Below are 22,688 nucleotides of genomic sequence, written 5' to 3' on the forward strand. Positions count from 1 at the left end.
GGAATAAGGCGGACTGGGGTGACGTCACGTGAGGAGCGTCATATCCGTGACCGTGCGTGGTCCGGCCGCGGCACTCTGTCGGAGCTGGCCCGGCACGCCGTCCAGCACCGCAAGCGGATGCCGATCGCCTGGCAGGACCGGGTGACCTCACGCATGCGGCAGTCCCAGGTGCTGTCCATGCCGGCGCTGCTGCTCGCGGAGGCGCGCCTGGGCACGGCGGCCGGGCGCCCGCTGCCCGAACGCCCCCCGCAGCGCCCCCGGCACCTGGTCGCCGACTGGCCCTACGGCAGGCCCGCCCCGCGCACCTACTGGCTGACCAACCTGCCCGCGCGCAGGATCGCCGACGTACTGCCGCTCGCGCAGCTGCGGGCGCTGTGCGGCAACAGCCTGGAGCGGCTCCAACAGGACTTCGGCCTCGGCGACTTCGAGGGCCGTTCGTTCCGTGGCTGGCACCACCACGTCACGCTGGCCTCGGTCGCGCTGGGCTACGACACGCTGCGCCGGCCCCGGCCGGCCCCGTCGGGCTCGGCCGGCTAGGCGGGACGCGGACGGATGCGGGCGGATACGTCAGGGCGGCGCGGGGGTGCCGTGGCGATGTCCTGTCCCTTCCGGAACTCCATGCCGCGTTTCCGCATTTCCTCGTTCCCCGTTCACGCCCTCGCTCGTGCAGCGAGACACAGGAGGCTCGTATGAACCAGGCGCAGACGGCCACGGGCAAGGTGCTCGCGGGCCGTACGGCGGTCGTGACCGGGGGCTCGCGCGGCCTCGGCCGGGCGATCGTGCGACGACTGGCCGACGACGGCGCGGCCGTCGTGTTCAGTTACGCGACCAACAAGGACGCCGCCACCGAGATCGAGGAAGAGATCGCGGCGGCCGGCGGCACCGCCTGGGCGGTGCAGACCGAACTCGCGGAAGTGGCCCAGATCGAGCGGCTGTTCACGACGGCCGACGAGCACTTCCGCTCCATCGGCGCCGAAGGCCTCGACATCCTTGTCAACAGCGCCGGCGTGGCCTCGTTCACGCCGATCGGCGAGACCGCCGAGGCGGAGTACGACCGGGTGATGGCCGTCAACGCCAAGGCCCCTTATTTCGCCGTGCAGTTCGCCTCGCAGCGGATGGGGGACGGCGGGCGGATCATCGGCCTGTCGACCGTGACCACGCGCTGGCCGCGGGTGCCGGAGTCGGTGTACATCGCCAGCAAGTCGGCGGGCGAGGCGTTCGTGCGGGTGGCGGCACGGGAGTTGGGTCCGCGCGGGATCACGGTCAACACCGTCTCGCCCGGGCCGAGCGACACCGACATGCTGCGCGGTGCGACCACCGCGGAGATCCGCGAGCACGTGATCGCCGACACCCCGCTGGGCCGGCTCGGACGGCCCGCGGACGTGGCCGCCGTGGTGGCGTTCCTCGCCGGGCCGGACGCGGCCTGGGTGACCGGGCAGAACATCCGCGCCGACGGCGGACTCGTCTACTGAGCGCGGCTACTGAGCACAGCGCAAAGGGAGTTGGGGCGGCTCGCGGCCGTCAGCGTTCCCAGCCGACCTGGGTGAAGTCGATGTCACCCAGGCCCGGTACGCCGTAGTTGGCGAGACCCTCGCGGACGGCGAGGATCTGCGGGCGCTGATAGAGCAGGAGGTCGTGGGCCGCCTCCCAGATCTCCGCGTCGGCCTGTCTGTACAGGCGGGCGCGGCGCGCCGGATCCAGGGTGTGCACGGCCTCCCGCAGCAGGGCGTCGATCTCGGGGCTGGATATCCGGCCGTAGTTCTCATAGGCCTGAGTGCCGCTCGGCTCCCGGTAGATCGAGTACAACGAGCTGGGATAGGTCTGGCCGATGAATCGGAAGATCGCCATGTCGAAATTCCCTTGGTTGAGGTACTTCGACAAGTAGTCGTCGGCCGGGGCCTTCTGGATCTCCACCGCGATGCCGACCCGGGAGAGCATTTGCTGGATCAGCTGGGAGAGGTCGAGCCCGAGGCGGTTGGTGGACTGGCTGAGCACGAATCGCAGCTTCAACTCCTGCCCGTCCTTGGCGCGTGTTCCGCTCCCGTTCTTCCGCCGCCATCCGCGCTCGTCCAGAATTCGCTCGGCCTCCTTCAGGTCGTAGCGGCCGAGGGTCCCCGAATTGTCGGTGTAGCCCGGCTGGTTGGTCATGAAGAAGTGATTGCCGAGCAACGGCACGCCGATCGGCAGCCCTTCACCGGCGACCTTCGCCAGTGCGTTCCGGTCGACCGCCCGCAGTACGGCTCTGCGTACCTGGGGGTCGGCCAGCGGGCCGCTCGCGCCGTTGAAGGAGACCAGCACCTCGTCCCAGGCGGAGCCGGTGCGGATGTCGGTGTCCGCCGCGCCCTTGAGCCGGTCGTAGACGTCCCCGGAGGCCGCGTTGACGGCGCTGATCTCGCCGTTGAGGTAGGCCTGGACGGCGGTCGTGGGGTCGAGGGTGCGGAAGACGACCTGGTCCAGGAGGGGCCGGGTGCCCCACCACTTCGGATCGCGTACGGCGGTCAGGGTCTTGCCGGTGGTGTCCAGCGAGCCGACCTTGAACGGGCCCGCGGTGACGGGCAGTCCGGTCCGCCAGCCGTCGTTGAACTCCTCCGGGGTGCTGAACGCGGCGGCGGGATACAGCGGGGTGAACAGGCGCTGCCAGTCGGCGAAGGGCGTCTTGAAGGTGACCTTGACCTCATGCGCGTCGGCGCCCTCGGAGACCGACGCGATGTCCTCGTATCCGCTCGGGTCGGCGATCTGGTAGCGGTGGTCGGCGCGGCCCAGGGCGCGCCACTGGGCGGCGAAGTCCTGCCAGCCCAGGGCCGTTCCGTCGGACCAGCGGGCCTTGGGGTTGAGCCGGTAGACGACCGTCTGGGGAGCGGTGGAGGTCACCTTGGCGGAGCTCAGGTAGTCGGGGACCGGGTGCGGTACGCCTTTCGCGTCCCGCAGGAACAGGCGTGGCTCGAAGAGGCCGACGACGGTGAGCGCGTCGTCCAGGGCGCCGTCCAGCTGGAAGTAGTTGAACTGGGTGAGCCACTGGACCATGGAGAGAGTGAGGGTGCCGCCGTCCCGAAGTGCGCTGCGGGGGCGGGCGTTGACATCGGCGCGGTCGTACGCCGGAACCGCCGCGCGAGAATCCCGGTCGTCAGGTTCGTTCGGCCCGCCGGACGACGTACATCCGGCCAACACCGCGACGAGCGCGATCCACACCTGAACGCTCCATAAGAATCTGCGTCGTTCCGGGAATCTCGTCATTTCGATGCCCCTCCCGAGCGGCTCGGAAGTTTAACATTGGCTCATGTCAAGGCCGTGAAGCGCCGCAGGGGGAGTCGCATTGTGGGCGATGCTGTCAAAACGTCTGGCGAACTACTGTTTATTGCTCGTCACGTCAACTTTCCTTTGCTATTTGCTTTCCTCGGCGGCTCTTGACCCACGCGCCTACTTCGAGGAGCGCACACCGCCTCCGCCGCAGCGGGTGGTCGACCAGCGGTTGGCCGAACTCGGCCTGGACCGGCGGACGCCGGTGGTCGAGCGGTTCGGGCACTGGTCGTGGCGGGCCCTGCACGGCGATCTGGGGCGCACGCTCGACGGGACGTCCGTGACCGCCGAGTTCGGCCGCCGGGTGGGGGTGACCGCCCGGCTGCTGCTGGTGGGCACGGTGACCGGCACGGCGCTGGGAGTGCTCGCCGGCGTATGGGCGGCGGTGCGGCGCGGCCGGCTGCCGGACCGGGGGCTGACGCTGCTGTCGTTCACGGTGCTGTCGGTGCCGCCCTTCGTGCTCGGGCTGTTGCTGCAGACCGGCGCGATCGCGGTCAACGACGCGACGGGCCGCAGCGTGATCCGCTACACCGGCGAGCGCACTCCTGGCCTGGACGGCGGGCCGCTGGTCCAACTGCGGGACATGGCGGCGCACTTGGTGCTGCCCACCCTCTCCGTCTCCCTGGGCGCGGTCGCCCTCTACAGCCGCTACCAGCGCGGGGCGACCCTCGACGTGCTCGGCGCGGAGCATCTGCGCACCGCCCAGGCCAAGGGGCTCACCCCCGGACGGGCCCTGTTGCGGCACGGGTTGCGCACCTCGCTGATCCCGCTGACCACCGTGTTCGCGTTCGGGTTCGTGACGATGTTCACCGGCGCGGTGTTCACGGAGAAGATCTACGGCTGGCACGGCATGGGCAGTTGGTTCCTCGACTCCGTGCAGAAGGGCGACGTGAACGCCGTGGTGGCGATCGAGGTGTTCGGCGCGGTGCTCGTGCTGCTGGCCGGACTCTGCGCGGACCTGCTGCACGCCGCGCTCGATCCCCGGGTCCGATTCGCATGAGCTACCCGCGTAGCGGACGGATGCTGCGGCGGCTGACCCGCTCCCCGTCGGCGGTCGCGGGGACGGCGCTGCTGTGCGCACTGCTGCTGCTCGCCTTCGCCGGACCCGCGCTGACGCGCTGGCCGTACGCCGCCGTCGACTACACGGCTCTGCGCGTGCCGCCCGGCTCCGGGCACTGGTTCGGCACCAACCGCATAGGCCAGGACGTCTTCGCGCAGTGCGTGCGCGGACTGCAGAAGTCGCTGCTCATCGGGTTCCTGGTGGCCGTCGTCTCGACGGCGGGCGGCACGGTCGTCGGCGTGTGCGCCGGGTATCTGGGCGGCTGGCCGGACCGGGTGCTGATGTTCCTCGTCGACCTGATGCTGGTGGTGCCCGCGTTCCTGGTCCTGGTGGTCGCCGCGCCCCGGCTGCGGGCCCTGGGCTGGCTCGGCTACGGCGGACTGCTCGCGGCGTTCGGCTGGATGGTCACCGCCCGCGCGGTACGCGCCATGACCCGCTCCCTGAAGGAACGTCAATTCGTGCTGGCGGCGCGGTACATGGGCCTCGGGCCGGTCGCGGTGGTGCGCCGGCACATCCTGCCGCACCTGGTCTCCTTCCTCACCACCAACGCCACGGTCGCGGTGGCGGGCGCGGTGATCAGCGAGACGGGCCTTTCGTACGTCGGTTTCGGCGTGCAGCCGCCGGACGTCTCACTGGGCACGCTGATCGCCGACTCCTCCGACGTGCCGACGACGTATCCGTGGATGTTCTTCTTCCCGGTCGGCCTCCTTGTGCTGCTGGTCCTGGCCTGTCATCTGGTCGGCGAGGGGCTGCGGGACGCGTTCGACCCGGTGGGCGCGGCCGGAGCGGCCGGCTCGGCGGGCGCGGTCGGTCCGGCCTCCGTGGAGAGCGGTCCGGCGGTGGGCCGGGCATGACGGCGCCGGGTTCCACGACGGCCTCGACAGAGGTGCTGCTGGAGGCGCGCGGGCTGCGGGTCGGCCGGCCGGCCTCGCGGCGCTCCCCCGCCCTACCTCTGGTGCGGGGCGTCGACCTGCTGCTGCGCCGGGGCGAAGTGCTGGGTCTGGCGGGCGAGTCGGGGGCGGGCAAGAGTCTCACCGCCCTGGCCCTGCTGGGGTTGTGCCCGCCGGGACTCGAAGCGACGGGCTCCGTACGGCTGTCGGGGCAGGAGCTGGTCGGGCTGCCGGTGCGCGAGCTGGCCCGGCTGCGCGGCCGGCACATCGCCATGGTCTTCCAGGACGCGCTGGCCGCCTTCACCCCGGTGCACCGGATCGGCGACCAGATAGGCGAGGCCCTGCGCATCCACCAACGCCCGCGTCCGGGGCGGGAGTCGGCCCGCCGGGCGGCGGCGGAGCTGCTGGACGCGGTCGGGGTGCCGGAGGCGGGCCGGGTCGCCGACGCCTATCCGCACCAGCTGTCCGGCGGCACCCGGCAGCGGGCGATGATCGCGATGGCGATGGCGAACCGCCCCGACGTCATCGTGGCCGACGAGCCCACCAGCGCGCTCGACGTCACCGTCCAGGCGCAGGTGCTCCAGGCGCTGGTCACCGCGCGCCGCGAGACGGGCGCGGCGCTGCTGCTGATCAGTCACGACCTGGGGGTGCTGGCCGGCACCGCGGACCGGGTGGCGGTGATGTACGGCGGGCGGGTGGTGGAGTACGGACGCACGCGGGAGCTGTTCGCGCGGCCCAGGATGCCGTACACCGCGGGGCTGATCGGTTCCGTGCCCAGGCTCGACCGGGATGTCCTCCCGACTCCGATGCCGGGTGCTCCGCCGGCTCCGGGGGGCCGGGATCCCGGCTGCGCCTTCGCCCCGCGCTGCCCGCTGGCCGAGCCGGAGTGCCGGACGGACGAGCCGGAACTGACCTGTCGTGAAGGTGAAGTGGCAGGTGAGGTGCATCAACCGGCCGACGCCGAGGCGTCATTGACGGGTGCCGCATCACACCTTGCCGACCAGGAGCCGCGACTGCCCCTCGACGCACGGCACTTGGCCGCCTGTCGGCGCAGCGAGGAAGCCGTCCGGCTCGGGGCCGCGGCGCTGTTTCCGCCGTCGGTGCCCGTGCGGGCGGCGCCGGCGCGGGGCGTGGTGGAGCCGGTGCTGCGGATCAGGGGACTGGTCAAGTCGTTCCCGGTGGCCGGGGGCGGTCGGTGGCGGCGTGGCAGGCGTGAGGTGCGGGCCCTGGAAGGGGTGGATCTGGAGGTGTGCCGGGGTGAGACGCTGGGGCTGGTGGGCGAGTCCGGGTGCGGGAAGTCCACCACGCTGTTGGAGGTGATCTCGCTCAAGGCGCCACGTCAGGGCACCATCGAGGTCCTCGGGCAGGACACCGGGACGCTCTCCCGGGAGGCCGAGCGGCGGTTGCGGGGCGCGCTGCAGATCGTGTTCCAGGATCCGATGGCGAGCCTGGATCCGCGGATGACGGTGGGCGACATCGTCGCCGAGCCGCTGCTGGTGCAGCGGGCGTCGGCCGAGCGGATCGCCGCACGGGTGCCGGAGGTGCTGCGGCTGGTCGGCCTGCGCCCGGACGACGCCGCCGCCCTCCCGCACCGGTATTCCGGTGGGCAGCGTCAACGCATCGCCATCGCCCGGGCGTTGGCCGTGGAACCGCGGTTGCTGTTGCTCGACGAGCCGGTGTCCGCGCTCGACGTGTCCGTGCGGGCCGGGATCCTCGATCTGCTGCGCCGGCTGAAGGAGGACCCTGGCCCCTCGTGCCTGTTCGTCTCCCACGACCTCGCCATGGTCCGGCAGATCGCCGACCGGGTCGCGGTGATGTATGCCGGTCGCGTCGTCGAGACCGGCACGGTGGACGAGGTGTTCGGACAACCCTGTCATCCGTACACCAAAGCCTTGCTGGACGCGGTTCCGGTGCCGGATCCCGCGGTGGCGCGAGTTCGTTCGGCGACGGTGCTGCGCGGCGATCCGCCCGCTGCCGGCGACAGCGGTACGGGATGTCGGTTCAGGCCACGCTGCCCGGTGTACGAATCACTGGAGCCGAGTCAACGGTCGCGCTGTGAACGGGAATTCCCCGCGGTGGCTCGGACGCCGATCGACGGCGGCCGGTCGGTCGTCTGCCATTTCCCCCTCACGGGGGGCTGACTCGGCGCGGGACGGAAATGTCCCGAACGCTCGGCCCGGTGCGGGCCGTCGGCCTCAGCAGCAGCCGTTCGGACCGTTCTGCATGGACTGCTTGACCGGTTCCTTCGACGGCTCACCTGCCGCGACATAGAGACCGGAGGCGGCGAGGCCGGCAACCAGCAGCATTGCCACAAGCAATATGACGTGTTTCGGAATCACTTTTCTCTCCTCTCCCGCTTTCTTTTCTTTACAACGACAGTCAAGCGTGAATTACAGATCAAGTCAAGAGCGGTTTTACAAAGAAACGACAGGCAGAACCGGAATTTCCATTTCCTGCCCGCCGCCGAAAGGCCATCCGCTGGAACACCGCACTTTGGGCCATCGGCGGGATGAGGTCCGCCACACCCATTGGCGTGCCTCAGTCATGCTGGTATTGTGATCTATGACATCTCAAGTCATGTGCTCACCCTGGGAAGCCAAATGGATCATGTCGAAGACGTATCTCCGGTCCAGGTGGGCAGGCGCATCCGAGACCTTCGGGTCGAGCTCGGCCTGAAGCAGCAGGATCTGGCCTCCACGGATATCTCCGCGAGCTACATCTCGCTCATCGAATCGGGCAAAAGGGCTCCCTCGGATGCCGTGCTCACCACATTGGCCCGGAAACTCGGGTGTTCGCCGGAGCATCTGAGGACCGGCCGCGACGACCACGCCACCGAAGACGCGCGACTGAGGCTCTCTTTCGCCGAAATGGCACTGCGCAACGGCGACAACGGAGAGGCGCTCCAGGCGTTCGGCGAACTTCTGTCGAAGCCCGGCCTCGTCGACTCCGCGATGCGCTTGCGCGCTCGCATCGGACAGGCGACCGCGCTGGAGAAGCTGGACCGGGTCGAGGCCGCGATTCCCGTCCTGGAGGATCTCGTCAAGGACCCGTCTCTCGCGGCCGGTTCGGACGAGTGGTGCCGGGTGTCGGTCGCCCTCGGCCGCTGCTACCGGACCATGGGCGACGTCACGCTCAGCATCGAGATCTGCGAGCGAGCGCTCGCGACGCTGGACTCCCTCGGGCTCGACGTCACGGTCGACCACATCCAGGTCGGCTCCACGCTCATCGCGTCGTACCTGATGCGCGGTGACATCACCCGGGCCCATCTGCTCGCCCAGAAGCTGATCCCGGTGGCGGAGGAGCACGGCGGGCGCACCGGCCGGGGCGCGGTGTACTGGAACGCGGGTCTGGTCGCCGTCTCCCGCCGGCAGCTGCCCGAGGCGCTCGCGCTGACCGAGCGGGCGCTGGCGATGATGGCCGACGACGACAATCTGCGGCACGTGGCGATGCTCAAGGTCAACGTCGCCTGGCTGGAGCTCCAGTCCGGCAGCCCCGACCCGGCCCGCGCCAAGCAGCTGCTGGACGACGCCGGCGAGACCCTCGCGCAGTTCGGCACCGCGGTCGAGCAGGGCCGGTGCGAGATCTGCCTGGTGGACGCCAACATGCAGCTCGGGCGCTGGGACGAGGCCGCCGATCACGCCCGGCGCGCGCTGGGCCTGATGAGTTCGGGTCCGCGGGTGGAGGCGGTCGGGGCACGGGTCCGGCTGGCGGAGATCCATCTGCTGCGCGGGGACGCCGACCAGGGGCTGCAGGCCCTGCACGCGGCGACACGTCAGCTGCGGCACTTCACCGCGTCGTACGAGACGGCCCAGGAGTGGCGGCACATCGGTGACGTGTGGAAGCGCCAGGGCCGCTCGAAGGAGGCCCTTGAGGCCTACGACCACGCGCTGCAGGCCTCGGGCATGCCGATGACCTACGACCCCGCCCAGTCCCTGGCCCAGGCTCAGGAACGGCACGGCTGACACGGTCCGCGGCGGGGGCGTCCCCGCGACGGCCCCGCGCACTTCCCCACCGGACCTCATCGACGTACTCCCCCCGTCGCTCTGCCAGGCGTCGCCGCCGCACCCGTGAACCCGGGTGCGGCGGACGTGTGTTGCGCACGGACGTGTGGTGAGAGGTGCTCCCCCGCCGGTGACGTGGTCACGGGTGTCTCCGGCGGGACCGGGGACGGGCCGCCCGCGAGGAGGGGGACCGCGGGCCGGGCACCGGGGCGGGGGGAGGAACCGCCGGACTGCGGTGCCCGGCCGCCGGTTCGCGGGCGGCCCGGTGCGGCGGCGCGGTCACGGGAGCGCCGCCGCGGGGGGCTGCCCGGTCAGCCTCGGGGTCGTCCAGGACGGGGCCGGCAGACCCCGCGGGTGGGAGGCGAGCAGTTCGATGATGGTGCGGGCGAACAGGTGGCAGTGCTCGCCGGTGCGCCCGGTGACCAGGTCGTCGTCGACGACCACGTCCTGGTCGACGTAGATCCCGTCCATGTTGCGCAGGTCGCCGAGCAGGTTGTTGTGCACCACCGCGCGCCGGCCGCGCACCAGGCCCGGCACCGGGGCCGCCAGCCACATGCCGTGGCAGATGATCCCCTTGACGATGACCGGGTCGGCGAACGCGCGGCGCAGGAAGTGCGCGGCGGGCGGCAGTTGCTTCGGGTCCTCGGTGTAGCGCAGCCGGTCGGCCACGATGCCCGAGGGCACGATGACGGCGCTGAACTCCTTGAGCGCGAACTCGTCGATGTCCTCGAACGATTCGGTCACCGTGAACGGCATCCGGTGCTCGTGCCCGTGGAAGGTGATCCGCTCCGCGCCCCACAGGCGGGTCAGGAAGTGGACCTCCGCGCCCTCCTCCGGGAACCTGCGCTGGTAATAGAGGATCTCGGGCTCGTAGAAGTCGCTCTCCATCAGTACGGCGATCTTGTGTCCCGACAGACGCACGGCTACTGCCCCTTCCCGCGGCCGGTGACCAGATCGATCAGGAACGGGCCGGGGTGCGCGAGCGCGTCGGCCACCGCCCCCGCGACCTGGCTCGGCTTCTCCACCCGCACCGCAGGCACGCCGAGCGACCTCGACAGCGCGCCGAAGTCGATGGCGGGGTGGGAGAGGTCGAAGATCTCCGGCTGCGCGTGGGCGGGGATGTCCTGCTCCCGCCAGTACTGCTCGATGTTGTCCTCAAGCAGCTTGTAGCTGCTGTTGTTGCAGATCACGAGCTTCGCGCCGATGTTGTGCCGGGCCGCCGTCCACAGTGCCTGGAAGGTGTACATGCTGCCGCCGTCGCCGGTGAAACCGACCACCGTGCGGTCGGGATGGGCGAGCTGGGCGCCCAGGGCGCCGGGGATGCCGACGCCGAGAGAGCCGCCGCGGGTCTGGTGCCAGTGACCGGGCACGGCCGCCGGCAGCGGACCGAAGAGCGCGGGTCCGGCGGTCAGCGACTCGTCGAACAGCACGGCGTCCTCGGGCAGTTGGGCCGCCAGCTCCTCCGCGAAGGCGATGTGCGGGAGGTCCTGCGCGGCAGCCGTGTCACGCAGGTGCGCCGCCGACTCCGCCCGGACCCGGGCGCGTTCGGCGGCGCCCGCGCGCAGCCGCTCGGCCGCGGCCTCGCGCTCCGCGTCGCTCATCCGCTCGTCCAGCGCGCCCGCGAGCAGTGCCAGCGTGCGCTTGGGGTCGGCCGCGAGGCCCAGGTCGACGGGGTGGTTCTTGCCGATGGCGTCGGTGTCCAGGTCGACGTGGACGACCGGAACTCCCTTGCCGAACACGCCTTCCAGGGCCGGGAAGACCTCGGGCAGGGCGTACGTCCCGCACAGCAGGACCGCGTCCGCCGCGCCCGTGACCCGGCGGCTGCTCTCGCCGAACATATGACCCAGCTGGCCGGCATACGCGGGGTGTTCCACGGACAGGTTCACCTCTGCCCAGTCCGCGCCCCACACCTCCGCGCCCCACACCTCGGCCAGCCGGGCCAGCTCCTGCTGGGCCCCGGCGAAGTGGACCCCGTCCCCGGCGATGACGATCGGGCGCCGGGCGCCGGACAGCAGCACGGCGGCGTGGGCGATCTGTTCGGGACGTGGTGCGGAAGCGGTGTCGGGATACACCACCGGCACCGCTTCCTCGCTCGTGTGCCGGTCCATCACGTCGGCGGGCAGCACCACCAGGACCGGGCCGTACGGCGGGGTGCCGGCGACCTTGAAGGCCCGGCGCAGCACCCGCAGCGTGGAGTCGGGGTCGACCACGCGGGTCGCCCACTTGGTCACGGGCCTGGCCATGCCGACCAGGTCCGCGGCCATCTGCGCCTCCATGGCCTCGTAGCGCAGGCCCGCCTCGCCGACCACGACGACCAGCGGGGCGTGGCCGCGCATGGCCTGGTACAGCATGCCGATGCCGTTGCCGAGGCCCACTCCGGAGTGGAGCTGGACGAGGGTCGGCCGGCGGGTGGCCCGGGCGTATCCGTCGGCCATGCCCACGGCCACGGACTCCTGCAGGGTCAGCACGTACTCGAGGCCCGGGAAGTGGCGCAGTTCGTCCAGGAAGCCCTGCTCGACCGTGCCGGGGTTGCCGAACATGTACGGCACCCCGTCGGCGACCAGTTGCTCCAGGAACGCCGCCCGGGCCGGCCTGCTGTCCATCGTCTCTCCGTCCGTCAGGGGGTGGGCGGTTACGCGGTGGCCTTGAAGCCCCACTGGCGCAGGCCTTGGTCGAGGACCTCGACGGTCTTCTGGCCGGTGAGGTAGGAGTCGGGGGTCGAACGCCCGGTGATGAAGGGGTAGTCGACGATGACGGAGGTGGTCCGGCCGAAGTTGCCGTGGTAGGCGCCGCCGGGTGCGGTGGCGTCGCGCAGGATGTACTCCAGCGGGTACGGAGGCGGGCCCATGTTGAAGTCGGTGCCGACGAAACCGGTGCCGTCCTGCCAGTCGTACTCGATGCAGTGGCCGGTGACGTGCTTGCCGCGGATGATGCTCTCGCGGTCGCGCTGGTCACGGGCGAAGGCGAGGCAGGTGACGCCGTAGCACTCGGCGGCGATGGGGCGGTCCAGGTAGTAGAAGGCGAGGATCAGGTCGTGCACCCGCCAGTTGTTGGCGAGGTCGACGATCGGGCCGCTGCCGCCGACGACGAGCAGTGCGTCGTAGCGGTCCGCGACCTGCTCCTGGACCTTCTCCAGGCGGGTGTTGTACGACTCGTACTCGCGCAGGAAGTACGGCTTGGAGCGGTAGGGGCGCTCCGGGAGCCACGACGACAGGTCGAGCGGGTTGTCGAGGCGGTCGGAGGCCTCGACGGCCTTGACCTTGGCCGCCATCTCCGGGGTGGTGACGGAGCGGCCGAGCGGCGGGTCGACGAAGTCGGGGTCGTAGCTCGGCGGCAGGGCCACCGGGCGCTTGCCGGTCGGGGTGGCGAAGGTCAGGTGATAGCCGGCCTTGTCGAAGGTCTCCAGGGGGCCGATGAGTTCCTCGCCCCAGTAGCCGTACTCCGACAGGACGACAAGGATGCGCCTGCTCACGGGGGTTCCTCTCGTTCGGCGTTCAATTCGGACAAGCGAACTGCCGAACTCATGTCTAGTTTTACGGGTTTGGCCCCTACCAGGCGGGAGGGGTGCGGGTGCCACACAGGTCGAAGTGGCAGACCGCACTACGGCAACTCGCCGTACCACGCGGCTGGTTGTCCAGCGCCGGGCGCACACCGCGAGCGCGCACGTCATCAGGGCGCACAGGGCGGCCGCGAGGAGGAAGACGTCGGGCGCGCGCCCCTCGCGCAGCCGGGGCGCCGCCAGGGCCACGCCCAGACCGCCCGCGAGCACCCCTGAGGTGGCGAACAGCGAGGCGGCGGTGGCCCGTCGGCCGGACGGCAGCAGCCGGGGCAGCCAGGTCTGCAGGGTGGTGTGCAGCAGCGTCCAGGACAGCCCGAGGAGCACCGCGCTGCCGGTGAGCACGACGGGGGTGGTCCGGGTGGCGGCGGCGAGGGCGGCGGCGACACCGAGGGCTCCGCCGGTGGTGACGAGCACGGCGGGCCTACGACGGCCTGCGGCCCGGCGCAGCAGCACGCTGCCCCCGAGCACGCTGGCCCCGTAGGCCACGGCGACCGCGGTACCGCTCCCCGCCCCGGACCCGCGCACCGCGAGCGCGGGCGCCAGCAGCGAGGGCAGGGTGAGCAGGACAGCGCCTTCGGCTGCGCCGACGAGCAGGATCAGGAAGAGGGTCTTGCGGAAGCGGCGACCTTCCGGAGAACCGGGTCTGGGGTCCGCCCGGGCGCGCAGTCCGTCACGGGGGTGCAACTGCACAGCCTGCGGCGGAAGTTGGGGCAGCTTTCTGGTGGACACCGCCACCGCGGCGCACAGGACCGCGATCGTCAGGAAGACCAGGCGCCAGGAGGCCAGGGCCTCGGTCGCGTCCGCGTAGAGGGGGGCCGCGACGGCGGTGCCGGCGGAGAGGGCCATCACGTCGGCGAAGCGGCGTTGTCTGGACTCGGCGGGGCCGCCGGCCTCGTGGCAGTACAGGGCGACGGCCGGGGTCACCGCGGCGAAGGCGGCGCCCGCGGCGGTGCGCAGCACCAGCCATTCCGTGCCCGTGCGGCACAGCGCGCCGCCCGCCGACGCGAGCGCGGCCAGGGCGAGGCCGGTGCGCAGGGTGCGGGCGGGGCCGTACCGGTCGGCGGCCCGTCCCCAGAACGGCAGCGCGATCCCGTGGCCCAGGGAGTACGCGCCGACGGCCGTGGTCACCGTGTCGATCCCGGTGCCCAGTGCGGCGGTGAGCGCCACCAGCAGGGGCGCGGTGATGTGCCAGTCCGCGTTGGCCACCGCCGCGGCCCAGCGCAGACTGCCGGGACATCGGTCGGTGGAGTCGGCGACGGTGCCGGACGCGGGCCGGCGCGGACGCGGCGCGGCGTCCGGCGGCGGGGTTGCGGGCATGACGAGGTGTCCCTCCACGGCGGGGCGGGATGGGCTGGGTCGTGTCCGCGAAGTCCCGTCGTCCGCCGGGAGGGCGGGCCGGGCGGCGACCGGTTCGTGCTCTCGGCCTGCCCGGCGGTAGCAGCCGTACTGGGCGTACTCAGGCTTTCGCGCGGCTGGGGCACCTCCTGGGGAGGGACTTCGCGGACACGGCCCGGGGCGTGGGAGGGGCGGCTCCTACGGCAGGACGCCTCCCGCTCAGGCGGAAGGCGTCCACGTACCGGATGTGCGGGTCCCGCTCAGAGGCGGAACAGGCCCGGGTCGGCGACCACGACGTCCAGCAGGACCGGTCCTTCGGCCGTGAGCGCGTCGTGGAGGGCCTCGCGCAGGCCGTCCGGGGTCTCGACCCGCTCGCCGCGGACGCCGAAGCCACGGGCCAGCTGGGCCATGTCGACGCCGCTGAGGTCATAGCCCTTCTGCCAGGACTTCTGGTCCTGGAGGTAGTACTTCAGGGACAGGTACCCGGCGTTGTCGGGGATCACGAAGGTGACCGGCAGCTGGTGCTGCGCCGCGGTCCACAGGGCGTGCAGGGTGTACTGCGCGGAGCCCTCGCCGACCACGACGACGGTCCGCCGGTCGGGCTGGGCCAGCGCGAACCCGACCGCACCCGCGAACGGGAAGCCGAGCGCGCCGCTGGCGGTGGCGAAGTAGCCGTTGTCGGCGCCCAGCGGGATCTGCTCGTGGAAGTCGGCGCGGGCGATGGGCAGTTCCTCGAACAGCGCCGCGTCGGAGGGCAGTTCCTGGGACAGGACGTGGAACAGGTACGCCTGGCTGAGCGGTGTCGAGGGCTCCGGCACCGGCACCGGCTCGCGCACCGGCGCCAGTTCGACGCGCTCGCGCTGCTCGGCCAGCGGCACCAGGGCCTTGACGACGGCCCCGGGCGGGGCGACGTAACTGGTGTTGGCCAGGGTCGCGGCGGCCGCCTGCGGGTTGTCGGTGACGTGCAGGAAGCGGACGTCCGAAGTGAGCGTCGGACGCGGGGTCTTGTCCAGTTCCGCGGGGGCGGTCGAGAACAGGTCCCAGGCTGTGAACAGGGTGAACGCCGGGCCACCCAGGACCACGACCACGTCGTGCTGGGCGGACAGCCGCTCGTTGATCAGCTCCGGGATGGGCGGCAGCACACCCGCGAACAGCGGGTGGTCCTCCGGGAACGCGCCGCGGTTCCACACCGGGGCGCCCCACACACGGGCGTTCAACTTCTCGGCCAGCGCGATCAGTTCGCGGCGCGCGCCCTGCGCGTCCACCGGACCGCCGGCCACGATGCCGGGCCGCTCGGCGCCGTTGAGCGCCGCGGCGATCTCCGCGAGGGCCGCCGGGTCGGGTACGACCGCGGTGTTGACCTGCGCGATGCGCACCGGCTCCGGGTCGGCCGGGCGTACCCAGTCGTCCTCGGGCACGGCCACGAACACCGGTCCCTGCGGGGCCTGTTTGGCGATCTGGTAGGCCTGCGCGATCAGCGCGGGCACGTCCTGCGGACGGCCGGGCTCGCCCGCCCACTTGATGTACGGCTTGGGCAGCTGGGTGGCGTCCTTGGCGACCAGGAAGGGGTCCCCGAGGAGCATCTTGCGGGCCTGCTGCCCGCCGAGTATGACCATCGGCGTGTTCGCCGAGGCGGCCGTGTAGATGCTGCCCATGGCGTTGCCGACGCCGGGGCCGCCGTTGATGAGCACCAGCGCGGGTTCGCCGGTGCCCTGCGCGTAGCCGTCGGCCATGCCGACCACGGAGGCTTCCTGCAGGCCCATGACGAAGCGGAACTCGTCTTCGGGCCAGAACTCGAACAGCTTCATCTCGGTGTGGCTCGGGTTGCTGAACACGGTGGTCAGGCCCAGCTCGCGCAGTACGTCCAGCGTCGCGTCCCGTACCGTCCGCGTCCCCTCGGGGACGCTCGACTCTTCGGTCACGGTGATCCTTCTCCTGGGTTGAGGGCGGGCGGTTCCAGCGCGGCGACCGCGCTGAAGACGTGGTCCGGGTCGTAGCGCTCCTTGATGTCGAGCAGTCGGCCGACGTGCGGGCCGAAGCCGTCCAGGGTGCGCCGGTGTTCGTGCGGGCCGAGCAGGTTGGGGTAGCCGCCGGGCAGCGCGTACGGGTCGAGCTGCTGCTCCAGCTCGCGCGCCCAGCGCCGGTGCTTCTCCCCCGACTCCCCCGGCCGGTCCGAGGGCTCCCAGGTCGCCGCGACCTCCACGAGCAGGTGGTCCCGGCGCAGGGCGAAGGCGGTGTCCGCCACCGGGACCTTGCTCGCGGCGCCGTGGAACTGGTGCACGAAGATCCCGGAGTACGGCGAGGTGATGCGGGCGGCGGCGTCGATCAGCAGCTCGCTCGTCTCCTCGCTCGGGCCTTCGAGCCAGCGGGTGCCCACCTCGTTGTGCCGGCCGTCGACGACGACCTGGTCGAAGGTGGACAGCACGCTCGCGTACTCGGTGGGCAGCACCTGGCCGACGACCGGTTTCCCGATGGAGTCGAACAGGTCCATGACGCTGCGGCCCAGCTCCGGCGAGCCGCAGCACACCGGCAGCAGGAACAGCAGCGGCCGGCCTTCGGGACCGCAGAAGAACCCGGCCATCACGGTCAGCGCGTCCGGGGCGTCGGCGACCAGCTCGCGGTAGCGGGCCAGTACGGCGGACGCCTGGTCCAGCGGATACAGCAGCAGGCCCGCGAAGACCGTGCTGACGGGGTGGAGTCGGTGGCGCAGCGCGGTGACGACACCGAAGTTGCCGCCGCCACCGCGCAACGCCCAGAAGAGATCGCTCAGTTCCTCGCCGCTCGCTGTGACGGCGCGGCCGTCGGCGAGCACGACCCGTGCCTCGACGAGGCTGTCGAGGGCGAGCCCGTGCTCCCCGGCGAGCAGGCCGTAGCCGCCGCCCAGGGTGAGCCCCGCCATGCCGACCGCCTTGACGGTGCCGGTGACCGGGGCGAGCCCGAAGGCGCGGGTCCGCTCGACGAGGTCGCCGGCCTTGGTGCCGCCCCCGATCCACGCGGTGCGGGCGGCGAGGTCGACCTCGACCGAGCGCATCGCGCTCAGATCGATGAGCAGGCCGCCGTCGCGCACGGCCCGGCCGGCCCAGTCGTGTCCGCCGGCCCGCACCGACGGGCGCAGTCCGTGCCGGCGCGCGACCTCGACCGCGCGCACCACGTCCTGCTCGTCGGCGCACCGCGCCACGACGGCCGGGCGCGCCTGGACGGCGCCGTTCCAGACCGTGTACGCCTCCTCGAAGCCGCGGTCGCCGGGGGCCAGGACGCGGCCCCGCAGTGTGGCCCGAAGCGCGCGCACGGCGGCCGTGGGTGTGTCCGATGTCGTCGGTGATGCCATGGGCCCACCGCACCTCCTCGCGTCCGCCGCAGGGCGTGTGGGTCAGTGGGGGACGAGCTCGTAACGGCCCGACTGGACCGTCGAGACGTCGACGGCGCCGAGGAAGCCCTGGGTCTCGGCGGCGCCGAAGAACTGGCCGATGGTGGCCTCGGCGGCCTCGACGGTCTCCCAGTGCACGGTGACGAGGTACTCGCCGTCCGCGGAGCGCGCGGTCGTCCGGGACACGAAGCCCGGGCGCTTGGCCATGTACTCGTCCTCGACCGTGCGGTTGAGGACCTGGAAGTCGGCGTCGCTGACGCCCTCGCGCAGATGGAACCGGATGGTCTCCACGGTGCTCATGTCGTCACGCCTCCCAGCGCGGTCACGGTGCGAGCTTGAGGTTGTACTTGGGCGCGACCTCGACGATCCGCTTGCGGTCCGCGTCGCTGAACGGGGTCGGGGCCTCGCCCTTGCGCGCGGGGACGCCGAGCTCGTTGAAGAAGCCCTCCATGCCCGAGGTGGTGAAGAAGAAGATCAGCCGGGCCACGTGCAGGCCGACGTTGCGGAACCGGTGCCGGGTGCCGCGCGGGACGTAGACGAAGGAGCCCTCCTCGGCGACGAACGTGGTGGTGCCGTTGAGGAACTCGATCTCGCCGCCGAGGATGATGAAGCCCTCGTCGGCGTGCGGGTGGATGTGCGGGGGCGGGCCGCTGCCGGGGGGCACGGAGGCCTCGGCGAGGGTCAGCACGCCGTTGGTGTTCTCGGCGGTCGCCTTGAAGGTGTAGATGGCGTCGCCGAACCAGATGGTCGGGCCGGAGCCCGCCGGGTGGTGGATGACGTTGCCCTGCGGGTACTGCGTCGAGGGCGCGGTCGCGCTCTCGGTGTCGGTGCTCATCACGATCTCCGATCTCGCTTCGGGTCTCGCTTCGGGGTTGGGGGAACTGCCGGCACCGCCCGCGGGGCCCGGGGCGCGCGGGGCGCCCCGGGTGCGGGAGTCAGCCGACGTCGAGGACGATCCGGCCGCGTACGTGGCCCGTCTCGCCGATGCGGTGCGCCTCGGCCGCGCCGTCGAGGGGCAGCGTCTGCTGGATGCCGATCCGCAGCCGCCCCTCGGCGAGCAGCGGGGCGACCCGGTCCAGGGCGGTGCCGTCGGGGGCGACATAGGTGTAGGCGGCGCGGACGCCGTGTTTGCGCAGGAGCGGGGCGTGGTCGGGGCGTTCGCCCTTGAGGGTGACGATGAGGCCGCCGGGCCGCAGCGTGGTGAGGAGCTGTTCGAAGTCGGGGCCGCCGCGTGTGTCGACGACCACGTCGACGTCCTTGACCAGGTCCTCGACCCGCTCCTTGGTGTAGTCGACGACCTGGCGGGCGCCGAGTGAGGTGACGAAGTCGTGGTTGTGCGCGGAGGCGGTGGCGCTGACCTCGGCGCCCGCCAGCGCCGCCAGTTGGACGGCGACGTGGCCGACCCCGCCGGCGCCGCCGTGCACCAGGACGCGTTGTCCGGTGGCGATGTCGGCGTGCAGGTGGACCGATTCCCAGGCGGTCAGGGCGGGCATGGCCGCGCCGGCCGCGGTGCGGTCGTCGAGGCCGTCGGGGATTCGGGCCAGGTCGTCGGCCGCGGCGGCCACGTACTCGGCGTAGCCGCCGGCCAGGCGTGGGAAGCCGGCCGTGCCGAACACCCGGTCGCCGACGGCGAATCGGCGCACCCCGGGTCCGGCCTCGACCACGGTGCCCGCGATGTCCCAGCCGAGGACGGCGGGGAAGCGCGGGACGCGGACGGCGTGGCCGGCCCGGCTGAGCCAGTCGATGGCGTTGACGCCCGCGGCACGGACCCGGACGAGCACCTCGCCGTCGCCCGGCTCGGGCCGCGGCACCCGCGCGACGCGGAGTACCTCGGGCGGCCCGTAGGCGTCGATGACGGCGGCGTGCATGGTGGGGGAATCGGTCACTGTCCGTGCCTTTCGAAGTGGTGCTGTGTCACTGCCGGTCGGCGGCGATTCAACCGCCGCCGACCGTCGAACCGTGGGAAGCGGGGTCGTTCAGTCGGATTCGGAGCCGATGATCCAGTTCTCCTTGACCGCCATCCGGTGCAGATAGCGCGGCTGGACGAAGGTGGTGAGGTTCTCGCTCGCCTTGGCCCACTCCGGCGAGGCGACGGCCGCCTCCAGCGCGGCCGGGCTGTCGAAGGAGAGCAGGTAGGCGGCGTCCAGGAGAGCCTCGCCGATCGCGTAGGCGCCGTCGCGGGCGAAGCACTGGAGGTAGCGGCGCAACCCCGGTACCCGCAGCACCAGTTCGGCGTGGTCGCCGAGGCTGGCGGTGCGGAACTCCTCCACCGTGGTGCCCTCGGTGCGCTTGACGAGGAGGACGAGCTTGACGCCCTCCTCCGGCGCCGGGTGCTCGCCGGAGCGCAGCACGTGGGCGTCGGTGTCCAGCACGACGGTCCGCCAGAACGCGGCCCACTTGGGCTCGTCGAGGCGGGCGCCCTCAAGGAACTCGGGGGTCTGGAGGGAGGCGAGCTGGTCCTCGTCGTTCTCCAGCCAGATCTCCGCTATCCCGCTCCACAGCGGGTCCTCCGGCTCGGGGCCGAAGGGGACGCGGGTGTCGACGAGGTACCTCTTGATCTGCGGGATCTTGCTCGCGTACTGCACGGCGTGGACGTTGACCCAGTAGTCCTGGAACTCCTGCTCGGTCATGCCGGGTTTGGGGTGCGCGAAGATCAACTGGTGGATCATGGCGGCCTCCTGAGGGGCGCGAGGGTCAGACCTTGTAGGCCTTCTTGACGTCTTCGGCGAAGCCGAGGTAGTCGCGCAGCGGCCAGACCTCCTCGAACTCCAGGTACTCGCGCATCGGCAGCCGGCCGAGCGCGGTCCGGTCGAGTTCCTCGGCGTTCGGGGCGTCGATGATCCCGATCACCATCTTCTTGGCGGCGACCTTCCACAGGCCGACGGCGAACCCGGAGTCGAGGGTCTCCTGGGCGTGTTCGGCCTCTTCGCGCTCGACCTCCCACAGCTCGTCCAGGGTGATCCGTCCCTCGTGCTTCCAGCGCATCTGGACGTAGAACAACATGGCGGTTCCTTAAGGGAGTTGGTCAGGCCGCGGCGAGTGCCGCGATCCGCACGGTGAGGGCGTCGTCCCGGCCGAAGACCTCGACGGCCAGGTCGAAGGGGGTCTTGCCGTCGTGCCCGACCAGGTCGATGGGGGCGCCGGCGTCCAGGAGCACGTTCACGCAGTCGGCGTAGCCGTGCCACAGGGCGTCGTGCAGCGGGCTGTAGCCGTTGGTGGCGCCCTGGAAGCCGAGGTCGATGCCGGGGTGGGCGACCAGGTCGGCGGTGATGCCGGCGTGGCCGTTGTAGACGGCCTTGTGCAGCGGTACGGCGCCGAAGCAGGGCTCGACGGCGTTGATGTCGGCGCCCGCGGCCAGCAGCAGCCGGACGATCTCGTCGTGGCCGTCGCGGGAGGCGACGAGCAGCGGGGTGTGGGCGTCGTTGAAGCCGTTGAGCATCGGGGCGCGGGCGTCCACCTCGGCGCCGGCGGCGAGGAGTTGACGCACCGCCTCGGTGTCGCCGGCGGCGACGGCGGCCATCAGGGGCTGTGCCTCGACGGCCGAGGCGTCGTGCTCCTGGCGCTCCTTGAGCAGCTGCTCGGCGCGCAGCAGCTTGTCCTTGCCGAAGGTGTTGACGTTCAGCTCGTACGCGAAGTGCTGCTCCAGGGAGAAGCCGTAGTGCGTCTGCACCTTGAGCCCGGCGCCCTGCTCCAGCAGGTACTCGACGAGGTCGGGGTACTTGTACCAGAGGGCGTCCATCAGCGCGGTGTGCCCGGTCGTCGGGGCGACCGCGTCCACGAACGCCCCTGCTTCGACCAGGAGTTGGGCCACCTTGAGGTCGCCGCCCTGGCAGGCCTTGTGCAGGGCGGTGGCCCCGGCCCGGGTGTCGGCGGTGTGCACGTCGGCGCCGGCGTCGATCAGGACGCCGGTGGTGGCGGGGTCGGCCTGGCCCGCGGCGATCATCAGGACGGTGAGTCCGGAAGCGCTGTCGCGGGTGGAGGGGTCGGCGCCGGCCTCGATGAGCCGGCGTACGTCGTCGGTACGGCGATCGCGTACGGCGGCGATCAGTTCGGCGCTCATGAGCCCCCGCTCTCGGGGGCGTCGCCGCGGATGGCGCGGATGATCGTCGAGGGGTCGGTGTGCGACTCCCAGCGGACGATCTTGCCGTCGCGGACGGTCAGCCAGTGGGTGAAGATGATCTCGAAGTCCTGGCCGGTCTCCTTGACCTTCGACACCTCGTGGATGACCCCGGCGGCCTTGTCGCCGTCCACCACGAGGTCGAGGAGCTCCTCGAAGGTCACGTCGCACTGGCCGGCGAAGACACCGACGCTGGCGGCGACGTCGTCGCGGGTGTGGAAGGTGCCGATCCACTTCATGTCGTCGTTGTAGCCGGGCACCACGCGGTAGTTGATCCACTCCACGTCGTCGGCGAGGAGGCCGAGCGCGGTGGGGAAGTCGCCGCCGGTGAGAGCGGAGAACCACTGCTTGGCGACGTCCCGGGTCTGTTCGGTGAGCTCGCTCATGGCGTCTCCTTCTGGGCGTGCTGGTCGAGCTGGTCAACGGGGTCGGGCGGCCCGTCGGGCGGGGTCATGATCTGCTGGTTGCCGTCCGCCCACAGGGCCGTCATCACCACACCGGCGATGCGCCAGCCGGCCGGGGTGCGGGTCAGGTCGAAGCGGTAGCGGCCGCCGAGCGTCCAGGTCGCGCCGCCCTGCGGATTGGGCAGCAGATGGGTCGCCTGGAAGTGCGCGGTCACGACCGCCGCGTCCCCGTTCACCTCGGCGACCTGGTTGCCGATCATGTGCTGGGTGGCCCTCAGGTGGCCGAGACCCGCCGTCCAGTCGGCGATGATCTGCGCGCGGGTGCGCACGGCCGGTTCGCCGCCGAAGAGGCTGGTGTAGTCGAGCGCCACCTTCTCGGCGAGCAGCGCGGGCAGCGCCTCCCACTGCCGCAGGTCGACGGACCACAGCATCCTGGTGCAGGTCTCGATCACGTCGAGACGGTCTTCCGCGGAACTCATGGGCGACTCCGGGGTGACACGGGATGGTCGTACGGACGGTGGGCCACGCCCGGCGGGCGCGTCGCGATCGACGCTAACCAGGCCGGTGACCTGCGGCGCCGCCCGATGGCGGGGCCCGCCGGACTCTGGAAGCTCTGCCCCGGTACTACGTCAGTTGCGGGATCGGGCGACTACTTGAC

General features: G+C 71.7%; 20 protein-coding genes and 2 pseudogenes. 6 read left to right on the forward strand and 16 right to left on the reverse strand.

Annotated elements, in window-relative coordinates; all coding sequences use genetic code 11:
- Positions 1 to 66 precede the first annotated feature (66 nt).
- Both ACWDR3_RS16095 and ACWDR3_RS16100 read left to right on the forward strand, forming a co-directional pair.
- Positions 67 to 537: pseudogene (locus ACWDR3_RS16095) on the forward strand (IS701 family transposase); the annotation flags it as partial.
- 152 nt (positions 538 to 689) lie between these two features.
- Complete coding sequence (locus tag ACWDR3_RS16100) at positions 690 to 1,472, forward strand: SDR family oxidoreductase (RefSeq protein ID WP_401727655.1); 783 nt, start codon at positions 690 to 692, stop codon at positions 1,470 to 1,472.
- A 49-nt stretch (positions 1,473 to 1,521) separates the two neighbouring features.
- On the opposite strand, the gene ACWDR3_RS16105 is transcribed toward ACWDR3_RS16100, so the two are convergent.
- Complete coding sequence (locus tag ACWDR3_RS16105; protein ID WP_450353106.1) at positions 1,522 to 3,189, reverse strand: ABC transporter family substrate-binding protein; 1,668 nt, start codon at positions 3,187 to 3,189, stop codon at positions 1,522 to 1,524.
- Positions 3,190 to 3,322: 133 nt separating this feature from the next.
- On the opposite strand from ACWDR3_RS16105, the gene ACWDR3_RS16110 reads away from it, so the two are divergent.
- Genes ACWDR3_RS16110 through ACWDR3_RS16120 form a run of 3 tightly spaced genes read left to right on the forward strand, consistent with a single transcriptional unit; the run spans position 3,323 to position 7,388 of the window.
- Positions 3,323 to 4,297: an ABC transporter permease gene (locus tag ACWDR3_RS16110; RefSeq protein ID WP_450353166.1), complete on the forward strand. Its 975-nt coding sequence runs from the start codon at positions 3,323 to 3,325 to the stop codon at positions 4,295 to 4,297.
- Positions 4,294 to 5,211 (forward strand): ABC transporter permease, encoded by a 918-nt coding sequence (locus ACWDR3_RS16115; protein WP_450353107.1) that lies wholly within the window; start codon positions 4,294 to 4,296, stop codon positions 5,209 to 5,211. Before ACWDR3_RS16110 ends, ACWDR3_RS16115 begins: the two co-directional genes overlap by 4 nt.
- Positions 5,208 to 7,388, forward strand: coding sequence for a dipeptide ABC transporter ATP-binding protein (locus ACWDR3_RS16120; RefSeq protein ID WP_450353108.1), 2,181 nt, complete (start codon positions 5,208 to 5,210; stop codon positions 7,386 to 7,388). Before ACWDR3_RS16115 ends, ACWDR3_RS16120 begins: the two co-directional genes overlap by 4 nt.
- Positions 7,389 to 7,442: 54 nt before the next feature.
- On the opposite strand, the gene ACWDR3_RS16125 is transcribed toward ACWDR3_RS16120, so the two are convergent.
- The gene (locus ACWDR3_RS16125; RefSeq protein WP_185146347.1) at positions 7,443 to 7,586 is read right to left on the reverse strand and encodes a hypothetical protein; all 144 of its coding nucleotides are present in this window, start codon (positions 7,584 to 7,586) and stop codon (positions 7,443 to 7,445) included.
- Positions 7,587 to 7,847: 261 nt separating this feature from the next.
- On the opposite strand from ACWDR3_RS16125, the gene ACWDR3_RS16130 reads away from it, so the two are divergent.
- Complete coding sequence (locus ACWDR3_RS16130) at positions 7,848 to 9,209, forward strand: helix-turn-helix domain-containing protein (RefSeq protein ID WP_450353109.1); 1,362 nt, start codon at positions 7,848 to 7,850, stop codon at positions 9,207 to 9,209.
- Between the two features lie 318 nt (positions 9,210 to 9,527).
- Here ACWDR3_RS16130 and ACWDR3_RS16135 read toward each other — a convergent pair whose 3' ends face one another.
- The 14 genes and pseudogenes from ACWDR3_RS16135 to ACWDR3_RS16200 all read right to left on the reverse strand — a co-directional run bounded on the left by ACWDR3_RS16135 (position 9,528) and on the right by ACWDR3_RS16200 (position 22,509).
- Positions 9,528 to 10,169 carry a DJ-1/PfpI family protein gene (locus ACWDR3_RS16135; protein WP_450353110.1) on the reverse strand — a complete coding sequence of 214 codons (642 nt, stop codon included), beginning with the start codon at positions 10,167 to 10,169 and terminating at the stop codon, positions 9,528 to 9,530.
- A gap of 2 nt (positions 10,170 to 10,171) precedes the next feature.
- On the reverse strand, positions 10,172 to 11,851 hold the full coding sequence (locus ACWDR3_RS16140; protein ID WP_450353111.1) for a thiamine pyrophosphate-binding protein: 1,680 nt from the start codon (positions 11,849 to 11,851) through the stop codon (positions 10,172 to 10,174).
- Positions 11,852 to 11,880: 29 nt separating this feature from the next.
- A complete protein-coding gene (locus tag ACWDR3_RS16145; protein WP_124003005.1) occupies positions 11,881 to 12,720 on the reverse strand; it encodes a type 1 glutamine amidotransferase domain-containing protein in 840 nt (279 codons plus the stop codon).
- A gap of 288 nt (positions 12,721 to 13,008) precedes the next feature.
- Positions 13,009 to 14,124: pseudogene (locus tag ACWDR3_RS16150) on the reverse strand (MFS transporter); the annotation flags it as partial.
- Between the two features lie 278 nt (positions 14,125 to 14,402).
- Positions 14,403 to 16,064 carry a benzoylformate decarboxylase gene (mdlC, locus tag ACWDR3_RS16155; protein WP_450353112.1) on the reverse strand — a complete coding sequence of 554 codons (1,662 nt, stop codon included), beginning with the start codon at positions 16,062 to 16,064 and terminating at the stop codon, positions 14,403 to 14,405.
- Positions 16,061 to 17,470: an FAD-binding oxidoreductase gene (locus ACWDR3_RS16160; protein ID WP_450353113.1), complete on the reverse strand. Its 1,410-nt coding sequence runs from the start codon at positions 17,468 to 17,470 to the stop codon at positions 16,061 to 16,063. The genes mdlC and ACWDR3_RS16160 overlap by 4 nt, the downstream gene beginning before the upstream one ends.
- A gap of 42 nt (positions 17,471 to 17,512) precedes the next feature.
- A complete protein-coding gene (locus ACWDR3_RS16165; protein ID WP_124002654.1) occupies positions 17,513 to 17,809 on the reverse strand; it encodes a hypothetical protein in 297 nt (98 codons plus the stop codon).
- A 22-nt stretch (positions 17,810 to 17,831) separates the two neighbouring features.
- Positions 17,832 to 18,344, reverse strand: coding sequence for a cupin domain-containing protein (locus ACWDR3_RS16170; protein WP_450353114.1), 513 nt, complete (start codon positions 18,342 to 18,344; stop codon positions 17,832 to 17,834).
- A gap of 100 nt (positions 18,345 to 18,444) precedes the next feature.
- The gene (locus ACWDR3_RS16175) at positions 18,445 to 19,395 is read right to left on the reverse strand and encodes an NADP-dependent oxidoreductase (RefSeq protein WP_450353115.1); all 951 of its coding nucleotides are present in this window, start codon (positions 19,393 to 19,395) and stop codon (positions 18,445 to 18,447) included.
- Positions 19,396 to 19,485: 90 nt separating this feature from the next.
- Positions 19,486 to 20,178, reverse strand: coding sequence for an EthD domain-containing protein (locus ACWDR3_RS16180; protein WP_450353116.1), 693 nt, complete (start codon positions 20,176 to 20,178; stop codon positions 19,486 to 19,488).
- Positions 20,179 to 20,203: 25 nt separating this feature from the next.
- Positions 20,204 to 20,512, reverse strand: a complete 309-nt coding sequence (locus ACWDR3_RS16185) for a muconolactone Delta-isomerase family protein (RefSeq protein ID WP_124002651.1) — start codon at positions 20,510 to 20,512, stop codon at positions 20,204 to 20,206.
- Positions 20,513 to 20,534: 22 nt separating this feature from the next.
- Positions 20,535 to 21,569 (reverse strand): ankyrin repeat domain-containing protein, encoded by a 1,035-nt coding sequence (locus ACWDR3_RS16190; protein WP_450353117.1) that lies wholly within the window; start codon positions 21,567 to 21,569, stop codon positions 20,535 to 20,537.
- Positions 21,566 to 22,012, reverse strand: a complete 447-nt coding sequence (locus ACWDR3_RS16195) for a nuclear transport factor 2 family protein (protein WP_450353118.1) — start codon at positions 22,010 to 22,012, stop codon at positions 21,566 to 21,568. The genes ACWDR3_RS16190 and ACWDR3_RS16195 overlap by 4 nt, the downstream gene beginning before the upstream one ends.
- Positions 22,009 to 22,509 carry a nuclear transport factor 2 family protein gene (locus tag ACWDR3_RS16200; protein ID WP_450353119.1) on the reverse strand — a complete coding sequence of 167 codons (501 nt, stop codon included), beginning with the start codon at positions 22,507 to 22,509 and terminating at the stop codon, positions 22,009 to 22,011. The genes ACWDR3_RS16195 and ACWDR3_RS16200 overlap by 4 nt, the downstream gene beginning before the upstream one ends.
- Positions 22,510 to 22,688: the final 179 nt, after the last annotated feature.

Source organism: Streptomyces sp. NPDC001002, from assembly GCF_053599215.1.